A 16,372-nucleotide genomic window follows, 5' to 3' on the forward strand; every position below is an offset into this window, starting at 1 on the left:
TAAAAACAAATTAAAAATACCTATTTTTGTGCATCCTTAACGCAAAAGTACGAATTTTTAATTGACTTACTTATATGGCTTTGGTAACATTCATTTCAGATTTTGGCAACTCAGACTACTATGTACCAGCAGTCAAGGCCAAAATGCTATCCATCAATCCCCAGTTAACCATTGTTGACATTAGCCATGAAATTGCTTTGTATGACATCGCCCATGCCGCTTTTCTATTGCGGTCTATTTATAACGATTTTCCTAAGGGCACTGTTCACCTTGTTGCCTTAAATACTACAAGTAGCATTACAGACGGCTATATCGGCATCAAGCTTAACGAACATATATTTATAGGGCCAAACAATGGGGTATTGAGCATGCTTGCAGATCATGATCCCGGCATTATTGTTAAATTTTCAGACATTCATATAAAAAACAGTTCCTTTCCGGCAAAAGATATTCTAGCACCAATAGCCGCCAAAGTGGCCAGTGGTGCAGCCATTCATGACTTTGGAGGTCCTTTACAAGCCATCAAAAAGATGATGGGAAGACACTTTAAGGCGAGCAAGAAACAAATAGTAGGCTATGTGCTCCGGGTAGACATCTATGGCAACCTGATCACCAATATTCCCAAGGAGGTCTTTGAGAAATTAAATCCGGGAAAATTTGAGATTGTTTTTGGCAGGGAATCCCTTCAGCAACTTCAAACCAATTACGATGAAGTTGAACCCGGCGATTGTTGGGCGTTCTTCAATAGCTTGGATTTATTGGAAATTGGCATTAACCATGGGCATGGGGCAGAATTATTAGGTTTAAGGTACGACAGTCCTATTTTTATCAATTTTGAAGTTTAAATTTTTGATAATTAATGGATTAACCCATTGGCAGTATAGGCCTTGTGTGATTGGGCCATAAAAAAGATAAAAAATCGAGGTTTCGGAGGGGCAAAATATTTGTTTGTAAAAAATTCTTTGCCCATATTTGCATCCCGTTCAGCAAGGAACGGGAAATACCCCACTTGCCCAGGTGGCGGAACTGGTAGACGCGTTGGTCTCAAACACCAATGCCTTCGGGCGTGCCGGTTCGATTCCGGCCCTGGGTACAAAAAATAGGCAAATCTGCCTTGTTGTCGATTGGACGTGGTTTTTTGTTTCACACAAAAATCACACAAAGTGTCCAAACTTACTACAATGGGACTTTCACGGGTCCGCATGTCGCCTTTTTTTCACACAAAGAAAATTGGTCACATGCGGGCTAGTGTATTGTGCCGCATCCGATCTGACCGCCCAAACAAAAATGGGCTGGCTCCTGTGTACCTACAGGTAATCATCAACTCAAAGCGAACTACCATCCCTCTCGGCGTGAGTTGGGATCTTGATTTTTTTGATAGAAAGTCCGGTCTGTTCCTGGAAAGGAAGCGCAATGACCAGGAGGCGCTGGACTATAATATGCTGGTGAAAAAGGAGGTTTCGAAGATCAATGAGATCTTCATGTATTATCGACACTCTGACTTTGAGCTGACGATTGAGCAGTTTTTGAAGGAATTTGCCCGGTATGGGGCTAAGAAGAATTTTCTGGACTGGGCTGAGCTGGAAATAGAAGAGCGGTTTTCCCTCAACAAAATAGCTCTGCAGACGCGCAAAAATTCCCTCTCTAATCTTAAGAACATTCGAAAATGGAAGTCTGAAATTAAGTTTTCGGACATTGATTATACTTTTCTGGAAAACTTGCAGGCTTGGCTTAAGAATGTACAGGGTTACAAACTTAACACCGTGGGAGCGATCCTGAAGACGGTGAAGGTATATGTGAGGGCCGCGCATGAGGCGGGAATAGCGGTGAACATAGACAGTGTGGCGAAGTTTTCTCTCCCTTCCGGGAAGTCCAGGGTGGTGTTCTTGACGGTGGAAGAAATGGAGCGACTGAACCGCTACTATGAGAGTGATGAAATCAAGCCTTCTGAGAAGCGGGTACTTAGGCAGTTTTTGTTTTCGTGCAAAACGGGGCTGAGGTTTTCTGACATAGAGCGGGTGACCTGGCGGGAGATAGAGGGGGATGTTTTGGATTTTGAACCTTATAAGACCAGGAACATTGAGAAGCGTGTGAGGATCCTATTGGTGGATGATGCTTTTGATTTGATAGAAAATGAGAAGGGGAAACTTTTTAACACCATGGCCATGCAACCTACGAATAGGGTCTTGAAGGATATAGCGCTGAAATGCCGGATAAGAAAAAACCTGACCACTCATGTGGCCAGGCATACTTTTGCGACTGATTTCCTCAGAAGAGGTGGGAAGGTGCAGAACTTGCAAGATCTGCTTGGTCATTCAAAAATAACCACTACGATGATCTATGGGCATACAGAAGAAAAAGAAACCTTTGAGCAAATGCGACTAATGCAGGGCTAGATGTTCTGCAAATCATAAACTTCCTGCATGTTAGCCACAAGTGCGCTGTACACCTTAGCAGCTAGTGTGTCTCCGGGGAAAGCTGCTGCAGGGAGGTTCTGCCAATATTCCAGCTGGGTAATACTACCGGCCGGGTATTGGCCATTTTCGTCAGGAAAGACGAATTCGCCTGTCTCGGGATCTACCCTGGATCCCCGGGTGGTGCTGGACCAGATGCGGGTCTTGAATACTTCCGAATCATTTTTCTTTTGCGATTCTGAGAGCGTGGGATCACTTGCAATGACAGACAGCACAGGCTGGTCAAAGTCTCCGTTTTCATCCTTGGTCCAGAACTCAAGCCGGATATGGGCTCGCATTTCGAGGTCTTTGTCAATCTCCAGCTTGTCATGTACTAACTTAATGAGGTAGTCAGAGTGTCTGTGTTCTATTTTTGTAGGGTTGGATAGTGAATTCATGATGTTTGTCCTCCGTCGGTAATTGTCCAGTTATAGTTAGTTATTATTGAAGCCCTAGAAGCGGCAGCTGATGCAGAGTACTCCACGTCTCCCATTGTGAGATCTACATTGCTATTGAGCGATTGTCCAGCAAGGGAATTGAGAAATAAATCATAATTTGTCGTAGAAAAAGAAGTTGTATTATTCATAAAACCTAGACAGGAGATAGCGCTTTCAAAAGAAAGTCCGGAGACATCTTGATTAAAAGCATAACATCTATTGAGCATATTTACAAAGGAGGAAAATAAGGATGTGTCCCAATTGTTAATCGAAGCATTGAAATTTTCGCAGACAAAAAAGCAACGTAACGCTGATGTCTGATTAGATACATCCCAGTCATTCATTGAAGGAGATCCCGTGAAAGCAGTACACCCTCTAAACATGTCCACAAGAATTAGATTATACCTACTCAAATCAGGTACATCAGAAGCCGACAATTGAAGATTTTCGCAGCCATAAAAAGCAGATGTTCCAAGAAATGAACATTTTCCCCACTGTGATATGTTTAAAAGTTTCAATCTATCCCTAGTATTCCCAAAGCGGAAGTCATGTATTTTACCATAAATCTTGATAGTATATACCCCTCCTGAGCTATAAGTATGCGTTGCATTATCATCATCAAATGAAGTGATTCTGCTATGATTCCCATCACCCCAGTCTACCCATAGATTATAACCTACCCCTGAAGATCTTAGAGGTAACTGTATAGTTGAAGATGGCGAACTTCCACTACTTGTGTTCTCTGTGTTCCATTCGGAAATGAATGGGGTTTGTTGAGCGGATAGGGTTGACCTGAAAAAATGATTAACAGTTCTCATAGATCATTTTGACTAATAGTGTAATTAATTGCTTTCACATCTCCTGAGTCATCTATATCTATGATGAAGAGGAAGAAATTATCTATGTCTTCAAAATATTCGCCAGACAGCAATCGCTTAGTGACGCCTGCTGGGACGGAAATGGTAGGCTCGGTGCTGTCGTTGTGGAGCACTTTGGCCATGTTGCTGTCGTCTGCGTAGGCGGTGGCGATGGTGAGGTTTCCTGTGATGGGTGTGCCTGATAGTCCATAGGCTCGTGGCTTGTCAAATTTGACGGTGTTGCCGGTGGATGGGATGTAGGACTTGCCGTTCCAGGAGTGGTAAGCATCACCTGCCGGAAGGGTGCTGTACCCTTGATTGTTGATGAAGCTATCCTCTTTGACGGAGGTGGTTCTGACTCCGAGGTAGTTGAAAGTAACGGTTTGGAAATAGGCGGTCTTGCGGACGTAGATGGATGCCTGATTACTGGAAGTCTGGACGATAACGAAGTCTCCAGACTTGGTACTGATGTCTCTGGTCTGGATGCTGATCCTGTCTGGATCTATCTCGGTATCGGATGCGCCGGTGACGAAATTGACCAATAGCATGCCATTGAGCGGTCGGGCGTCAAACTGCGTGTAACTGGATGCCCATCCTACGAAAGAAAGCTTGAAATCATAGTAGGTGTTTTGCTGAAGGGTTTGCCTCCATATAAGAGAATACTGGTCCTGACGGCCTGTCTGGCTTTTGGTTTCTGGATCTTCTTCGTCTATTGGTGTAATGATGTTTTCACCTGTGTTTAGCCGGAGAATCTCATGCAGTACCATTTCTCCGGAGGGAGGGTTTGGGATGATAGGATCTTCGTCCGCTTCGCCGTCCTCATAACCTACTGTGCTGGATGGCTGGGTGTAGATGATATCAAATCTGCTGTCGGGATCGTCCGGAGTGGTGGTGAGTACTACGGGACCGGTGTAGGAATAAGTTACACCGTTACGAACCCATGAAGCTCCGGTGAGGGTGCCGGATATGTCGCTATTTATAACAAATGTACCGGGGCTGATGATGCGGTCTGTGGTAGGGATCTCCAATTCCTCCCTGAGAAACTCAAGAATGGTGGAAAAGGTAAGCCCGTACCAATCTTGCTCTCCGGTGACTTGCACCGGGAATATGGCTCCTGTGGGATCTTCCAGTATAGGGAAGAGCCACATGCGAGGAACAAGGTAATACAGCTCCTGGCTAGGTCCAACGATAACGAGGACATTGGAGGGCTGCTCTTCTATCCAATCGAGGTAGATGACTTGTCGGGTGTATACGAAGGTGAAATCAAATGCGATAAGGTCATATTGCGCAGCCTCAAAGCTGGGCTCACGGGTAAGGATCCGCTTGAGCTCGGTGCCATCAAGGTGGTACTTTTGCAAAGAGGAAAAGAAATCCTGAGACCAAAAAAGCTGCTTTCTGCTACGGAAGTAGCCTGTATTCTTTTCGTAGGCCTTGTCCGGATTGACTTCGTATTCGTGCTCGAACTCATCAAAGAAGAGTCCGGAATCAAACTGCTGACTGTTGAGCAGTGTTTTCTTGCCCGTGAAGCGAATGGTATCAATGGCTCCAAGGCTGTTTTCGAAGACAAAAAGGTCATTGTATTCAAAAAAAGAATCTGTGAGCACATACCGCTGGTACCAGGTATTTTCCCCATCGTCTCCATCATCTACCCATACATCAAAATACAGGGGCTGCTCTTCAAAGAGGGCGTGAATCTTGTCAAAGGTTACATTAACCGTGGTGAGCTGATCTGCGGGGAGGGTGTATGCCGTAATGGTGGTGTCTGTTCCATCTTGGAAGTACCCTTTTACCTTGACACTAAGGGCTGCCTGTGCGTAATAGGTCAGGTATTCGGGATCAAAATATTTGACATTTTTGGTCTGTGGCTGCCAGGTGAGCCAGTTGAGGGTGAGGAAATTTGATGTGTCCAGATTTTTTCTGTCCACGCCTCCCTTGATGGCTCTGAAAGCTACCTCTGTGCCGTCAATATCACAAACAATGTCTGCGACTGCGTCTGCTTGCTGGTATAGATCTGCATCCGGAATATGGACACTGAGTTGCTTTTCTATAAGCTGCTTGAGCGTGATGCTGATCTTACCATCTGCATCTGCAACGTAGTACTCCTCCAAAATGTCATTTCCATCCATGGAGATGGTGACATCATGGCCCGGGTCAGATGTGGTGAGGAGTATGTCCGGGATATTTCCGGCAAAACAGAGTGCTGAAGGAGCTTGTGTGACAGTGATGGCCATGCTAGAATAATTTGAATTTTGGGAAAAACCGGAGACCTGCTATGATGATAAGCGCAGCGACGGCAATGCCTATGTATAGCCAAAAGTCTGGCTTTCGACTGACCTCCCTTTCCAGGTCATCGGAAGAGCTTTCGTCTGATGCGGCGCTGTCTAGCTGTGCAAATGATGCGCTGCTGTCTGAGCTGGTAAGGTCTACTTTGGTTTGATCTTCCTGTCTGGAGCTATCCCGATGATGGATCCTAACATTAGATGCTTCGCCCTCAAAGCTGCCATCAGCTGAAATTCTGAAAGTTCCCCTGGGAACAATATCAATGAAGGATTGGGAGTAGTCGAGTCGGATACGTTCCTGATCGATACGCCCCGTGGTTTGATTTGCTTGTTCATGGCTTTGGATTTGGTGATGTTGTGATGTGGTGATGGAGTGATCTTGTGATCTTTTGATGGCTTTTTGGGTGGTACAGGACAGAAAGCCGTATATGAGCGATATAATGAAGATTATTCTCATGATGAGATTATGATTTTAAACTGGTCCGGAAGTAAGCTGATCAATTTGTTTTTGGTCTTGATGGAATTTATCACGTCCGGGAGATGGTCTCCATCTATGTCCATCAGCTTGTTTCCTACTGCTATGCATCCCCTGAGCTCATGCACGTGATTGGCTTCATGGATAAGGATGAAATCCCGATTTGGAACATCTAAGATGTGGAAGTGAGTGCCAAAGGCGTCACTTCTGCGCTTCCGAACCTGATAGACACCCTCCGGAATGCAGGAAATGTTTCTCTGATTGCCTCTCCAGGGAAGCTCAAGGCTGTGGCAGGAAAAAACAGTGCTGTTGAATTCGTCTTGAATAGACAGCTTGCCAAGGATCTGCTTGTCAGATACCTGTTCTCTGATCAGAATGAGGGTGTTGTTCTGGTTTTTTTTCATCACTGGTGAAGTTCTGTGTGAGTTGTGTAAGGTCTCCTGTTTCGTTAAATCCCTTGAGTCTCTTAAGAATAAAGACCGGTACCAGTTTCTTGGAGACTTTACCGGCATTGGTAAGGACTGAAATGGCTTCTTTTATGAGGATTGCGATGTAGATAATAAACTTGAGGTATTCACCCCCTGTCATGGTACGTCCGGAGACGGTGAAGTTTTCTAAGACGTGGCCTACTACCAGACAGGAGCTGTAGACGATCATCTTGATGAGGATGTCGCCAAATTTTTCTTTTTCCACTTCCCGGCGACAAATGGCCAGACCAAAACCCAGGACGGTGTCCAGACTGACCAGGACAGCCAGCCACATGAGGTAATCGAAATCATTGAAAATGTAAGTTTGAAAGAATAGGAAGATGGGAGCGGTGATGATGGCCCACTTCCCTTTGTCCAGTAGGTCTACCAGAATTCCCTTCGTCTGCTGCATCACGTGGAGATTCATAATTCTGTGTGTTTGTGGAATAGCCTGAGCCATAGCGGTGCCGTTTTAAATTGAAACTAATTTAGCTGATGAGTGTAGCGAGACAAAGGACAGAATGAATGTCTACCTTCTTATTAGTATATAGTAATGCAATGACTGTGCTAACTTTGCGATAGACACGGGATGAAATTCATCGCAGGATAGGAATATTGTTTTTGGTAGATTTGAAGTGACAAAAACAAGTGCTTATTTACATGCGTATTAATCAAACTAAATTTCGAATCAAGACAAGTCCCGGCGGGGCCGTTAGGAGCGGTATCTTCAATTCGTACCATGTACGTTACTTGTTTTTGTCAGCCGTCGGGGCCCTTATAAATACCTATTACCATGACAAAAGCAAGTGTAAAAGCAAACGGAAAAAAGAAAAGACTGATGGCTTATGGGCGGGCCACAGAAAAGCTGATGGCCTACAATGGCTCATCTACTCAGCAAATGATGCTAATCAATCGGCTAATAGCGGCCTACGCATGCAATGCACCGCTGCAGTCGATCATAGACGAGGACGACCTGACGAGGCTAACAGTTATCTCAGAGCACTATTACCGGCTGTTTGTGATCGGTGAGAAGTACAATGAGGGGATAGAGGTGACGCAGGAGCAGATGATAGAACAGATGCGGAGGATGAGTGATCGGGTGAGAGAGTGATTTGGTGATCTGGTGATCTGGTGATCTGGTGATCTGTGATATTAGGGAAGCCTGTCCTGTGAGGGATGGGCTTTTTTTAATTTTTAATTGTTAGAAAAATGGAGGCATACATCGTATTTGGGATCTTATTTTTAGGTTTTGTATTTGCAGTCCTACTTATACTTTCTACTCGTAAACCTAAAAGGAATTTGACAAATGATTATTACACACAGGCATCCAGACAAATAGATGCTGACATGGAAGAAACAAAGCCCACCCGTGCCTTATCGGAAGAATTAAAAGAAGGCGATGGTAATCGGTTTGAAACTTTCATTCAATTTGAAGTAAAGGGTGTTCATACACGAGTGAGGAAAAGTTACATTTTAGAGAATTGTGATGAATATGATGATCTGGAATTAATACCAGAGAAAAACAACCCTTATTCCGGTCAAGCCATCGCAGTACATCACAATGAGGAAAGAATTGGATATATAGCTGAAAAAGATCTGGATGAAGCTAACGAGTTGATTTCTCAAAATCACAAAGCCCTTATCCATAAAATAGAATATGACGGGTCTTATTTGAGTGTTTATTTGGTGATAGCTGTAAGGGAGTGACCCGAGGACTTTTTTAAAAAAATAATTTAAGTTTTTATATTTATTTATTGTAATGAAATTTAGAGGCCTATCAATATGTTTTATATCATACCGACAAAAAAAGGAATAGGAGTAGAATTATGGGGGCCATATGAGGATTTTATTAATGTATACACGGTCCTTTCAAAGTTTTGGAATGATGAAAACCGGGATAATGATATTGGTTTTGAATCTAGAGATAAGTTATTAAGTGGGTTTTCGTTTGAGCTTAGAAAAGCCTATGAGGGAAGTAGATTGAAAAGAAACAATAGCCATTTCCATTTCGATAAGATCGAACATTTAGGCTGTCAAATATCTTGGGTGCATTTAATTTTTTCTTTACATGCCTGGAAATATAATATGCGTTTCTATGAGAAAAGTAAATTTGATATTGCTACTATTTTACTTCTAGAATTTTGGACAGAGAAGGCTATGAATACTTATGACGAAGTTGGGGCAAAAAAATTAAAGAAATTCATAGACGATGGAATTTATTCTGGGAACGAATACATTTACCAGTTTATGAGAAGTATAAATATAGATTACATTAAACTTGGCGGAGGTAAACTAAACTTTAGAAAGTTACCTGAATTATTAAATCGTGGAGTTTCTCACTCTGAGGAATACAAAGACTATACGAACTTTCTAGAATCGGAAGCAAAAGGAATGCGCTGTGAGATTGCGGATTTGGAATTAATTGATGATCACATTAATTACGAGATTGAATGGTAAAAAAATACAATAATGGACGATCTAATAATTGACAGCCTAAATATTCTAGCATTAGTTGTAAACAGTATTTTTATTTATAAAGCATTTATATCTGAGCGGAAACGCAAGTTTGAAGACACCTTATTTGAAAAGAAGCTTTCAACCTACCAATCTATTATAGATAGAGTTTATGACATATCAAAAAAACTTGATTATTCATCATATCCTTTTGATGCAATTCATAAAATTAAAACAGAAGAAGAATGGCAGGAATTTCATGGTAAAAACATAGGTCCATTATTACATCTAGGGATGAATTTACACCTTTCACTTCAAAAAGATTACGGATTGCTTCTTCCTGAGAAAATCCTTAACATCTTGAATGATTTTTCATTGTATGCTACTAGAATGGTAATTGAAGCTTATTATTTTGACGGAAGCTTGATTCTCGAGAAAGAAAAATTAATGCATAACAAATTATTTGAATTACTGGACGCTATGCGAATGGATTTAGGTGTAGACCAGATAGATAAGAGTCTTCAGCGACGATTAAGAGAAAAGCAAATTTGAATTGCTTTCACTATGAGAATTATGCCTATAATTATAGTAATACGTCCTATGACCTTCGAACCAGACAAAGCGTAAATTAATTGGGTGCCAATATATGACATTTGAATTATTAAGAAAGTTTTCATGCAATGAATATTTAATTAAAATTTATTTTTTCTGTTAACTTAAACAAGTAGCATCAGAGGAGCAGGTGCCGCCGGTGGTGACGGTGACTCCGAGGATGGGATCTATGAGAATGCCGTCTACTTTGAGTACCGGGGCGGTGACGGAACAAATGGAGACGGTGATAGTGAAACCTGTTTGGGTGTAGAAATAGGAAGTCCATGGCCTTTCTTCCTGCTCTGCTCCCGGTCGCTGTCTCTGGATGGTGAGGGTTTGGGCTTCGGTATCGAATACTTCAGTGTCTATCTCTATGGTGTAGCAGTCACCAAGCTCAGGACCTATGCCTCCTCCGGAACTGTCGGCGGATTCATGTCCATCAAAGATCCCCTCGATATCTGATTCGATAAGGTCTATGGATGCCGGCTCTATCTTGCGCTGACGGATGGTAAGCTCGATCTTTTCGATAAGGAAGTTGACGCCCCGCAGGTGGACTTTTTTGCTCATGTCCATGTTTTTGATATCCAGAGCGCTGAGCGTGAATAGACTGCTTACCTTTTTCTTTTTGGCCTGCATGTAATTCATGTAGGCACGATGGTACAGATTAATCAAGCCGTATGGCCCCTCCCACTCCAGGGAGAGCCCTCCCTGACGCTCTCCATATGCATTGTAGTTATGCGGAGCCATGAGCGGGTACTTGTTAGGATCGCTTTCGGAACCTCCGGGCAGTTCGGTGTGTGTGTCTTGCAGTCCGTGAAAAAGCCCTATATAAAGCTTGTCCGGACGAACGAGCCTGTCACCCTCCCAAACCGGAACATACCATGAACCAAACTTGATACCTGATTCGTCGTAATGATCTGCCCAGTATTCACCAATGGTCATGGTGACCGGCACCATGTTTGATTTCATCTCAAAGCCGGAGGTGCCTTCCCCTTTGCCCATGGCTGAGCCTATCAGTTCATAACTGAACCTGTCGGGAGTTCCGGAATTGGCTTTTTCCAGGAGTGTTTTCTTGTACGCCTCCTGGGTGGATGTGACATATATCTCAAGATCTTCCTCAGTCCCCATGGGATACTGGAACATTTGGTGGATGGTCCCGACGACATTGTCGTAATCTGAAGGGTTTACCTCTGGAACAGCTTCTGTATAACCATACACGTAGGTTTGCCCTTCCTGATCGGATAGGGTAAGCCTGCCCATCTGTTTTGCAGACCAGTTGACCGAATCGGTACCTGCGAGTACGTCTTCATTGGACCTAACCCGGAAGCGATTGCCGGCAGGATAGAGCGAATGACAGATAAGCTTGAGGGATTCTTTGATCAGGTCATTTGCAGGGAGCTGAGGAAGGAAGGAATTGAGATAGAAATAGCCTTCATCTTCATACAGATCCGTAGGGTACACATCGAGCAGCATGGACTGGTAACCACTGTAGCCCATCTTTTCTTTCCAGCGTGGATGAAAAGTACTAAGGAGCGTAAGTCGCTTAAGGTCTCCGGAGGCGAATGGATTTTGGTCCAGGCTATTTCCAAAGAAATGGTCAAAGATGTACCAAATTTTGGCGGCAGGGAAAACGATGGTGTGGGCTGTATTGACATCATCAAAAAGCATGTACTCCTCATCCCTGGCGTTGAAGAAATTGAAATACATAAGATTGGCGGCCAGATTTCCTCCCCAGTCCGGCACCACGGCCTGATTGGTGAGCCTTGGCCACTTGACATCCTTGATGGCTACGGGCGGGGCTACGAACTTGGCGTCCGGATTGGATAATGTGCCTTGGATGGTTTCCCTATAGAAATATCCATAAAAATCTGTGGAGTAGAAGTCGTGAGAATCCCTCTCCCCGCCAAAATTGAACTGCTCCATCTCTACATCAGGGAGGGATTTTCGCATTTCATCTGTGATGACAGAGCCACGAAAAAAGCACTTTATGTTCTTCTCGAATTCCTGAACTACAAGTACACCTGTGAGAATCTTGACGGTGGAGAAATAGATATCGAAACCATCGTATTCCTTGAAAGCGCCGTAAGTGTTGATCCTGTTTGGATGCAGGAATAGGTTGAGATTGTGCTTGGTAGCCGGTAGCTCAAAGTTAAGCGAATGAGTGGATGGAATCCGATCATTGTAGAAGAAAGGATTCTCATATATGAGATTGAGAGCGATATCCGGGCTATAATTAACCGGAACGCCCTTGAGTAACATCTTAAGCATTAGAGGTCTGTGTTTTGAATGATTTCGTCATAGTCTTTTTCAGCTTCATAGAATCCACGCTTGCCCAATAGGCTGACGTCTGCACGGATACCCTTGCTTATTTGCTTGTTTAGGCTGTTCATGAGGTCATTGTTTCTCTTGATGAGATCCATTACCTCCGGATCAGGCTGAGGAGCGGGAGTAGGTGCCGGATTTTTTGGCCGGGAATAACCGCCCTGCTGTCTGCCCGGAAGCGTGAAGAGCTCCATACGGCGGGCCATAACCTTTTCCAGGTTGATAGAGGAAATGGTGCCGTTTCGCTGTGCGGTGTCGATGGCATCGAGTACCGGACGGATGGTTGGGTTCTGGTAGGCTTCATTATTGGCGACGAATTCCGTTCCATTTTCACCAACCAAAACCTTTGGCTTGTCTACGAATCCCGAACTGATGAAACCACGAGAGCGGAACATCTTTTTGTCCTGGGCACGGACCACATCCAAATAACCGCCCTCCTCAGCGCCGGGGATCTCCGGAAGCGGTTCGTTACGGATTTTGGCGATTTGCAATAAGCCCATGCCTCCGATGATACCTGCGAGGATAGGCCCCATGACCGGCCCCGCTGTGAGTGCGGAAGTAACAGCCTGGGCAGTGTTGACGATAGCGGCCATAAGCGCAACATTGCGCTCACGCTTCGCCTGATTACGCTCATGAACCGCCGTCTTCTTGTCTAATTGCAGATTGAGTTCATCAATCTGTTCGTTGTATTCGTCCTGAGAGATAACCCCTTGGTCTAGTCGTTTCTTGAGCGCTGCTTGTTTCTGATCATTGACCTGCTTGTATTCTTGCAGTTCCTTGCGTTCACTTGCCGCTTTGAATTCATTGTATTGCGTCCATATCTGCCCAAGCGCATTGGCAGCCTGGGCAATGTCGTCCATTCGGGTCTTGCCACCCTCAAGCCTGGTATAGAAAGCATCCCAGTCCTCAGCAGAGAAGCCCAAGACATCGACACCTGAATTTCTAAGGCCTTCGTCCTCTGCTATCTCAGTGCCGGACTTAAGCCCAAGCTCACTGAGCTGTTCCTTGACATCTGCAATTCGATCAGCAAGGACTTGACGCTCCTCATCAGAGAGCAACTTGTCTGCAAGGTCGAGGCCTTCGACCTCACCACCAGCCATAAGGGAATTGAGCTGAGCCATGAGGCCCTGCAAATGTTCCTTGACCATCTGCTCCTCATCACGGATGAATTTCTTGTCTACTTCCTTTTGTGCCTGGCGTAGGTTTTTGAGGCCGTCCAGTGCTTCCTGGGAAAGATCATCCTGAAGGAGTGCTTTGGCATCTTCGAGGGTTTTGATCTCCTTGTACTTCTCATTGTTGAGCGTGCGGAGCTGCTGCAGCTCTCGTTCGAACCTCGATTGATTGTTTTGGATAAAGCCTTCAACCGCCTCAGCATCCAGCTGATTGATATTGTTGTAATATTGCTCCTGAAGGGCTTCCCGGACGGTGTTTTCCTCAGCTGTTAGCTCTGTGACATCTTTGCCATAGATTCCAGCTTGCCTAAGCCTTTCCTCATAAGCGAGTTTTTCCTGCTCTACGAGAGATTTTTGACCGTCGATGATTTTTTGACGGTATTCAGCTTGCTGTTGGAGTTGCTTTTCTAGGCTTGATTTGGAATTGGTTTTGGGTTTTGATCCTCCATTTGTAGTAATCGTAGTTGTAGTGGTGGTAGTATCATCCTCTTCGGTGACGGGCTTTAATTTTTCATTTAGGTCACGATTTTTTTGGATGAAACCAGTAAGAAGTTCCTCCTGTGCTTGGAAGTCAGCCTCCATTGCTTCCCTGTTCTCTTTTCTGTACTGCTCACGAACATCATTAACAAGCGATTGATCATTCGCAGCTGCTAATACTGCCAATTTGGTTTTTTGCCATAGGCTCAGCTCCTCAGCCTGCCCGGTCTTCATGGCTTCCAGTCTCTTTTTCTGAAGCTCTACGAGTTCATCTTCCGCAGCCTGTACAGAAGCTTTTTTGAGAAGACTTTCAATGTAAGCGTCCGTAGCAGCCTTGGATTCCTTGGTGTTGATTGTTTCCAGGGAAAGATTACTCAGGTATTTTGGAGATAATTTTTGAAGCGCTTCAATTGCTTTCAATCGTTCCTCATCAGACTTGGTCTTGTCTCGGGCTACTGCAAGCAATTGTTCCATCTCTATTTTCTCACGAACAATTGCTTTCTCAGCTTGCAATTGCACGTCGTTGAGCTTACGCTGAGCCTTTTCAGCAGAAGTGAGTTGTTTGGAAAATTGGTAGATGGCTACACCTGCACCAATGATGACAGAAGCAAGAGCAACCCAGGGATTTACTTTTGAAACAGAATTAAAAATTTTCATTGCAGCAGTAGCACGAGTAATATTCCCTGCAAACAATGCCTGAGCAGCAGCAGCAAGCAAAGTAGACGCTCTCATTGCATTGTCCCAGAATACCTTCAGCTTTGATTGTACAATTGCAATCTTGGTGTAGGTGTTGGTGATGAATAGCGCTGCGTTGTAAGTAACGATGGCAGCAGTAAGGGCTGAGATGATTTTCCAGTTTTCCTGAATGAATCCGATAAGTGTAATGATGGTGGATAGGAAGGTGGAGAAAATCTGATTCCCTGCTGTGATGACTGGGAAGAGCTTTTGACCAAGGTCTACCCAAAGCAGGTTGACCTGGTTTCTTGCTTTTTCGAGTTTTGCAGCTGCTGTCTCGTTTTTGATGGCGAATTCGTCTGAAATGGAATTCCCTTCTTCGAAAGCTTGGTTTGCCAGGATTTGCTGTTCTCTAAGTGTCTCCGTATTGGTAGACAAAACAGATACTACCTGAGTAGCCCTGGCGCCATCGATTCCCAGCTCTTTAAGTCTCCCCACAAGGGCGGTCATGCTGGAATCGTTTCCTTTGACCGCCTCAAGTAGGGTGATAAGTGCTTCGTTTGCATCTGTCTCCAAAAGCTTAGTGAAATCACTAACCTCCATGCCTGCTATCTTGGCGTAATTGGCCGTATCATCAAACATGTTGACAATAAGCTGAGACATGGCCGTTCCGGAAGTTTCTACGCTTTGCCCGAACTGGTCCAAGGTAGCTCCAAGTCCAAGGATGTCGGAAATGGCTATATTGGCAGCCGGGGCCACACCGCCCAGGCGTTTTGTGAAATCAACTAAATAGGCTTCATTTGCAGTAGAAGAAGCTCCAAGTTCGTTTATTGCAGATCCTGTTTTTAGGAGAGCTTGCTCGATGCCAAATTCTTCTGTTTGACCAAAAATGTCGACAAGCTTACCAACGTCATTGATCGCTTTCTCCACATCTCCTCCAAGATCTTCAGAAAGAGCGACCCCGATTTGATCAGCTGCACGGATGAAGCCTTCGACATCTTCTTGCATGTCGATCCCTAGCTTACCGGCTACACGGCCAAGACCAAGCAATTCCTCCTGAGAAGATCTGGTATCAAAGTTTCGAAGGTTTTGATCTATTTCGAGAACCTCTTCTTTCAGCAACCCGGTTGTTTTCATCACCTCAGCCACCTGGTCATCAAATGCAGCAAACATGTCCGTTGCTTTCCTTATACCGGAAAAAGCTGCAATAACAGTAGTGACAGAGGCAGCAATTGCGCCTATGGCTCTGGTAGCTTTTGAGGACATGCTTTGGATAGAGTTACCAGTGAGCTCTGACTGTGCTCTGACATGTCTGTATCTATCTGAGACAATTTTTAATTGAGCATCGTGTTTTTGCCAATTCTTGCTGCCTGGATCAGCGATATTCCTCAATCTAGAAATTCGATTCATTTCAGACCTTAGATCCCGAAGAGACATGCTGTTAAGATCAAGGCCTTGTTTGAGTGATTTCAGCCTAGCCTCTGATAGGACTAGAGCGTCGTTCTTTTGTTTGATTGCAGCTGTGACAGCCTTGTACTGTTCAGTGTTCTTTTTTCCTGATAAACGAAGATTTTTCTCCTGGCTCTCCAATGCACTTAACTCTGCAGTCGTGTCTTTGATAGCTCTCTCAAGGGCTCCAATCTCTTTTTTCCCTTTATCGCCATTTACGATTATGTTAAGGACAAGGTCTTCATCTCTTAGTTTCTTTCCCAT

Annotated in this window: 14 protein-coding genes and 1 tRNA gene; 7 read left to right on the plus strand and 8 right to left on the minus strand. The window is 44.4% G+C overall.

The features are described 5' to 3' along the window. Positions 1-74 precede the first annotated feature (74 nt). The 3 genes from ACYVHJ_RS04465 (at position 75) to ACYVHJ_RS04475 (ending at position 2,396) form a co-directional block, all read left to right on the plus strand. Positions 75-845 (plus strand): SAM hydrolase/SAM-dependent halogenase family protein, encoded by a 771-nt coding sequence (locus ACYVHJ_RS04465; RefSeq protein ID WP_460512897.1) that lies wholly within the window; start codon positions 75-77, stop codon positions 843-845. 166 nt (positions 846-1,011) lie between these two features. Then, positions 1,012-1,093: transfer RNA gene (locus ACYVHJ_RS04470), tRNA-Leu, on the plus strand. A gap of 88 nt (positions 1,094-1,181) precedes the next feature. After that, on the plus strand, positions 1,182-2,396 hold the full coding sequence (locus ACYVHJ_RS04475) for a site-specific integrase (RefSeq protein ID WP_460512899.1): 1,215 nt from the start codon (positions 1,182-1,184) through the stop codon (positions 2,394-2,396). Here the strand turns inward: ACYVHJ_RS04475 and ACYVHJ_RS04480 are convergent. Genes ACYVHJ_RS04480 through ACYVHJ_RS04505 form a run of 6 tightly spaced genes read right to left on the minus strand, consistent with a single transcriptional unit; the run spans position 2,393 to position 7,395 of the window. After that, positions 2,393-2,851 carry a hypothetical protein gene (locus ACYVHJ_RS04480; protein WP_460512901.1) on the minus strand — a complete coding sequence of 153 codons (459 nt, stop codon included), beginning with the start codon at positions 2,849-2,851 and terminating at the stop codon, positions 2,393-2,395. The genes ACYVHJ_RS04475 and ACYVHJ_RS04480 overlap by 4 nt on opposite strands. Then, entirely contained in the window at positions 2,848-3,708 is an 861-nt protein-coding gene (locus ACYVHJ_RS04485; RefSeq protein ID WP_460512903.1) for a BspA family leucine-rich repeat surface protein, read from the minus strand. Before ACYVHJ_RS04485 ends, ACYVHJ_RS04480 begins: the two co-directional genes overlap by 4 nt. Further along, entirely contained in the window at positions 3,705-5,978 is a 2,274-nt protein-coding gene (locus tag ACYVHJ_RS04490) for a hypothetical protein (protein ID WP_460512905.1), read from the minus strand. The genes ACYVHJ_RS04485 and ACYVHJ_RS04490 overlap by 4 nt, the downstream gene beginning before the upstream one ends. A 1-nt stretch (position 5,979) precedes the next feature. Next, positions 5,980-6,483 (minus strand): hypothetical protein, encoded by a 504-nt coding sequence (locus tag ACYVHJ_RS04495; RefSeq protein ID WP_460512907.1) that lies wholly within the window; start codon positions 6,481-6,483, stop codon positions 5,980-5,982. Continuing rightward, positions 6,480-6,905, minus strand: coding sequence for a DUF5675 family protein (locus tag ACYVHJ_RS04500; RefSeq protein WP_460512909.1), 426 nt, complete (start codon positions 6,903-6,905; stop codon positions 6,480-6,482). The genes ACYVHJ_RS04495 and ACYVHJ_RS04500 overlap by 4 nt, the downstream gene beginning before the upstream one ends. Beyond that, the gene (locus ACYVHJ_RS04505) at positions 6,853-7,395 is read right to left on the minus strand and encodes a phage holin family protein (RefSeq protein ID WP_460512911.1); all 543 of its coding nucleotides are present in this window, start codon (positions 7,393-7,395) and stop codon (positions 6,853-6,855) included. The genes ACYVHJ_RS04500 and ACYVHJ_RS04505 overlap by 53 nt, the downstream gene beginning before the upstream one ends. Before the next feature lie 366 nt (positions 7,396-7,761). On the opposite strand from ACYVHJ_RS04505, the gene ACYVHJ_RS04510 reads away from it, so the two are divergent. The 4 genes from ACYVHJ_RS04510 (at position 7,762) to ACYVHJ_RS04525 (ending at position 9,974) form a co-directional block, all read left to right on the plus strand. Continuing rightward, positions 7,762-8,079 carry a hypothetical protein gene (locus ACYVHJ_RS04510; RefSeq protein ID WP_460512914.1) on the plus strand — a complete coding sequence of 106 codons (318 nt, stop codon included), beginning with the start codon at positions 7,762-7,764 and terminating at the stop codon, positions 8,077-8,079. A 98-nt stretch (positions 8,080-8,177) separates the two neighbouring features. Beyond that, the gene (locus tag ACYVHJ_RS04515) at positions 8,178-8,675 is read left to right on the plus strand and encodes a hypothetical protein (protein WP_460512916.1); all 498 of its coding nucleotides are present in this window, start codon (positions 8,178-8,180) and stop codon (positions 8,673-8,675) included. A gap of 75 nt (positions 8,676-8,750) precedes the next feature. Next, on the plus strand, positions 8,751-9,425 hold the full coding sequence (locus ACYVHJ_RS04520; protein WP_460512918.1) for a DUF6904 family protein: 675 nt from the start codon (positions 8,751-8,753) through the stop codon (positions 9,423-9,425). Between the two features lie 12 nt (positions 9,426-9,437). Further along, positions 9,438-9,974, plus strand: a complete 537-nt coding sequence (locus tag ACYVHJ_RS04525) for a hypothetical protein (RefSeq protein WP_460512920.1) — start codon at positions 9,438-9,440, stop codon at positions 9,972-9,974. Positions 9,975-10,133: 159 nt separating this feature from the next. Here ACYVHJ_RS04525 and ACYVHJ_RS04530 read toward each other — a convergent pair whose 3' ends face one another. Both ACYVHJ_RS04530 and ACYVHJ_RS04535 read right to left on the minus strand, forming a co-directional pair. Then, entirely contained in the window at positions 10,134-12,281 is a 2,148-nt protein-coding gene (locus ACYVHJ_RS04530; protein ID WP_460512922.1) for a hypothetical protein, read from the minus strand. Next, positions 12,281-16,372: a phage tail tape measure protein gene (locus tag ACYVHJ_RS04535; protein ID WP_460512924.1), complete on the minus strand. Its 4,092-nt coding sequence runs from the start codon at positions 16,370-16,372 to the stop codon at positions 12,281-12,283. Before ACYVHJ_RS04535 ends, ACYVHJ_RS04530 begins: the two co-directional genes overlap by 1 nt.

It is taken from the genome of Cyclobacterium sediminis (assembly GCF_054781075.1).

Bases quoted from the DNA above. Each gene is read 5' to 3' on its own strand.
- ACYVHJ_RS04495 (WP_460512907.1), bottom strand. From the start codon at position 6,483: ATGAGAATAATCTTCATTATATCGCTCATATACGGCTTTCTGTCCTGT.
- ACYVHJ_RS04485 (WP_460512903.1), bottom strand. From the start codon at position 3,708: ATGAGAACTGTTAATCATTTTTTCAGGTCAACCCTATCCGCTCAACAA.
- ACYVHJ_RS04515 (WP_460512916.1), top strand. From the start codon at position 8,178: ATGGAGGCATACATCGTATTTGGGATCTTATTTTTAGGTTTTGTATTT.
- ACYVHJ_RS04525 (WP_460512920.1), top strand. From the start codon at position 9,438: ATGGACGATCTAATAATTGACAGCCTAAATATTCTAGCATTAGTTGTA.
- ACYVHJ_RS04500 (WP_460512909.1), bottom strand. From the start codon at position 6,905: ATGAAAAAAAACCAGAACAACACCCTCATTCTGATCAGAGAACAGGTA.
- ACYVHJ_RS04530 (WP_460512922.1), bottom strand. From the start codon at position 12,281: ATGCTTAAGATGTTACTCAAGGGCGTTCCGGTTAATTATAGCCCGGAT.
- ACYVHJ_RS04505 (WP_460512911.1), bottom strand. From the start codon at position 7,395: ATGAATCTCCACGTGATGCAGCAGACGAAGGGAATTCTGGTAGACCTA.
- ACYVHJ_RS04490 (WP_460512905.1), bottom strand. From the start codon at position 5,978: ATGGCCATCACTGTCACACAAGCTCCTTCAGCACTCTGTTTTGCCGGA.
- ACYVHJ_RS04535 (WP_460512924.1), bottom strand. From the start codon at position 16,372: ATGGGAAAGAAACTAAGAGATGAAGACCTTGTCCTTAACATAATCGTA.
- ACYVHJ_RS04520 (WP_460512918.1), top strand. From the start codon at position 8,751: ATGTTTTATATCATACCGACAAAAAAAGGAATAGGAGTAGAATTATGG.
- ACYVHJ_RS04475 (WP_460512899.1), top strand. From the start codon at position 1,182: ATGGGACTTTCACGGGTCCGCATGTCGCCTTTTTTTCACACAAAGAAA.
- ACYVHJ_RS04465 (WP_460512897.1), top strand. From the start codon at position 75: ATGGCTTTGGTAACATTCATTTCAGATTTTGGCAACTCAGACTACTAT.
- ACYVHJ_RS04480 (WP_460512901.1), bottom strand. From the start codon at position 2,851: ATGAATTCACTATCCAACCCTACAAAAATAGAACACAGACACTCTGAC.
- ACYVHJ_RS04510 (WP_460512914.1), top strand. From the start codon at position 7,762: ATGACAAAAGCAAGTGTAAAAGCAAACGGAAAAAAGAAAAGACTGATG.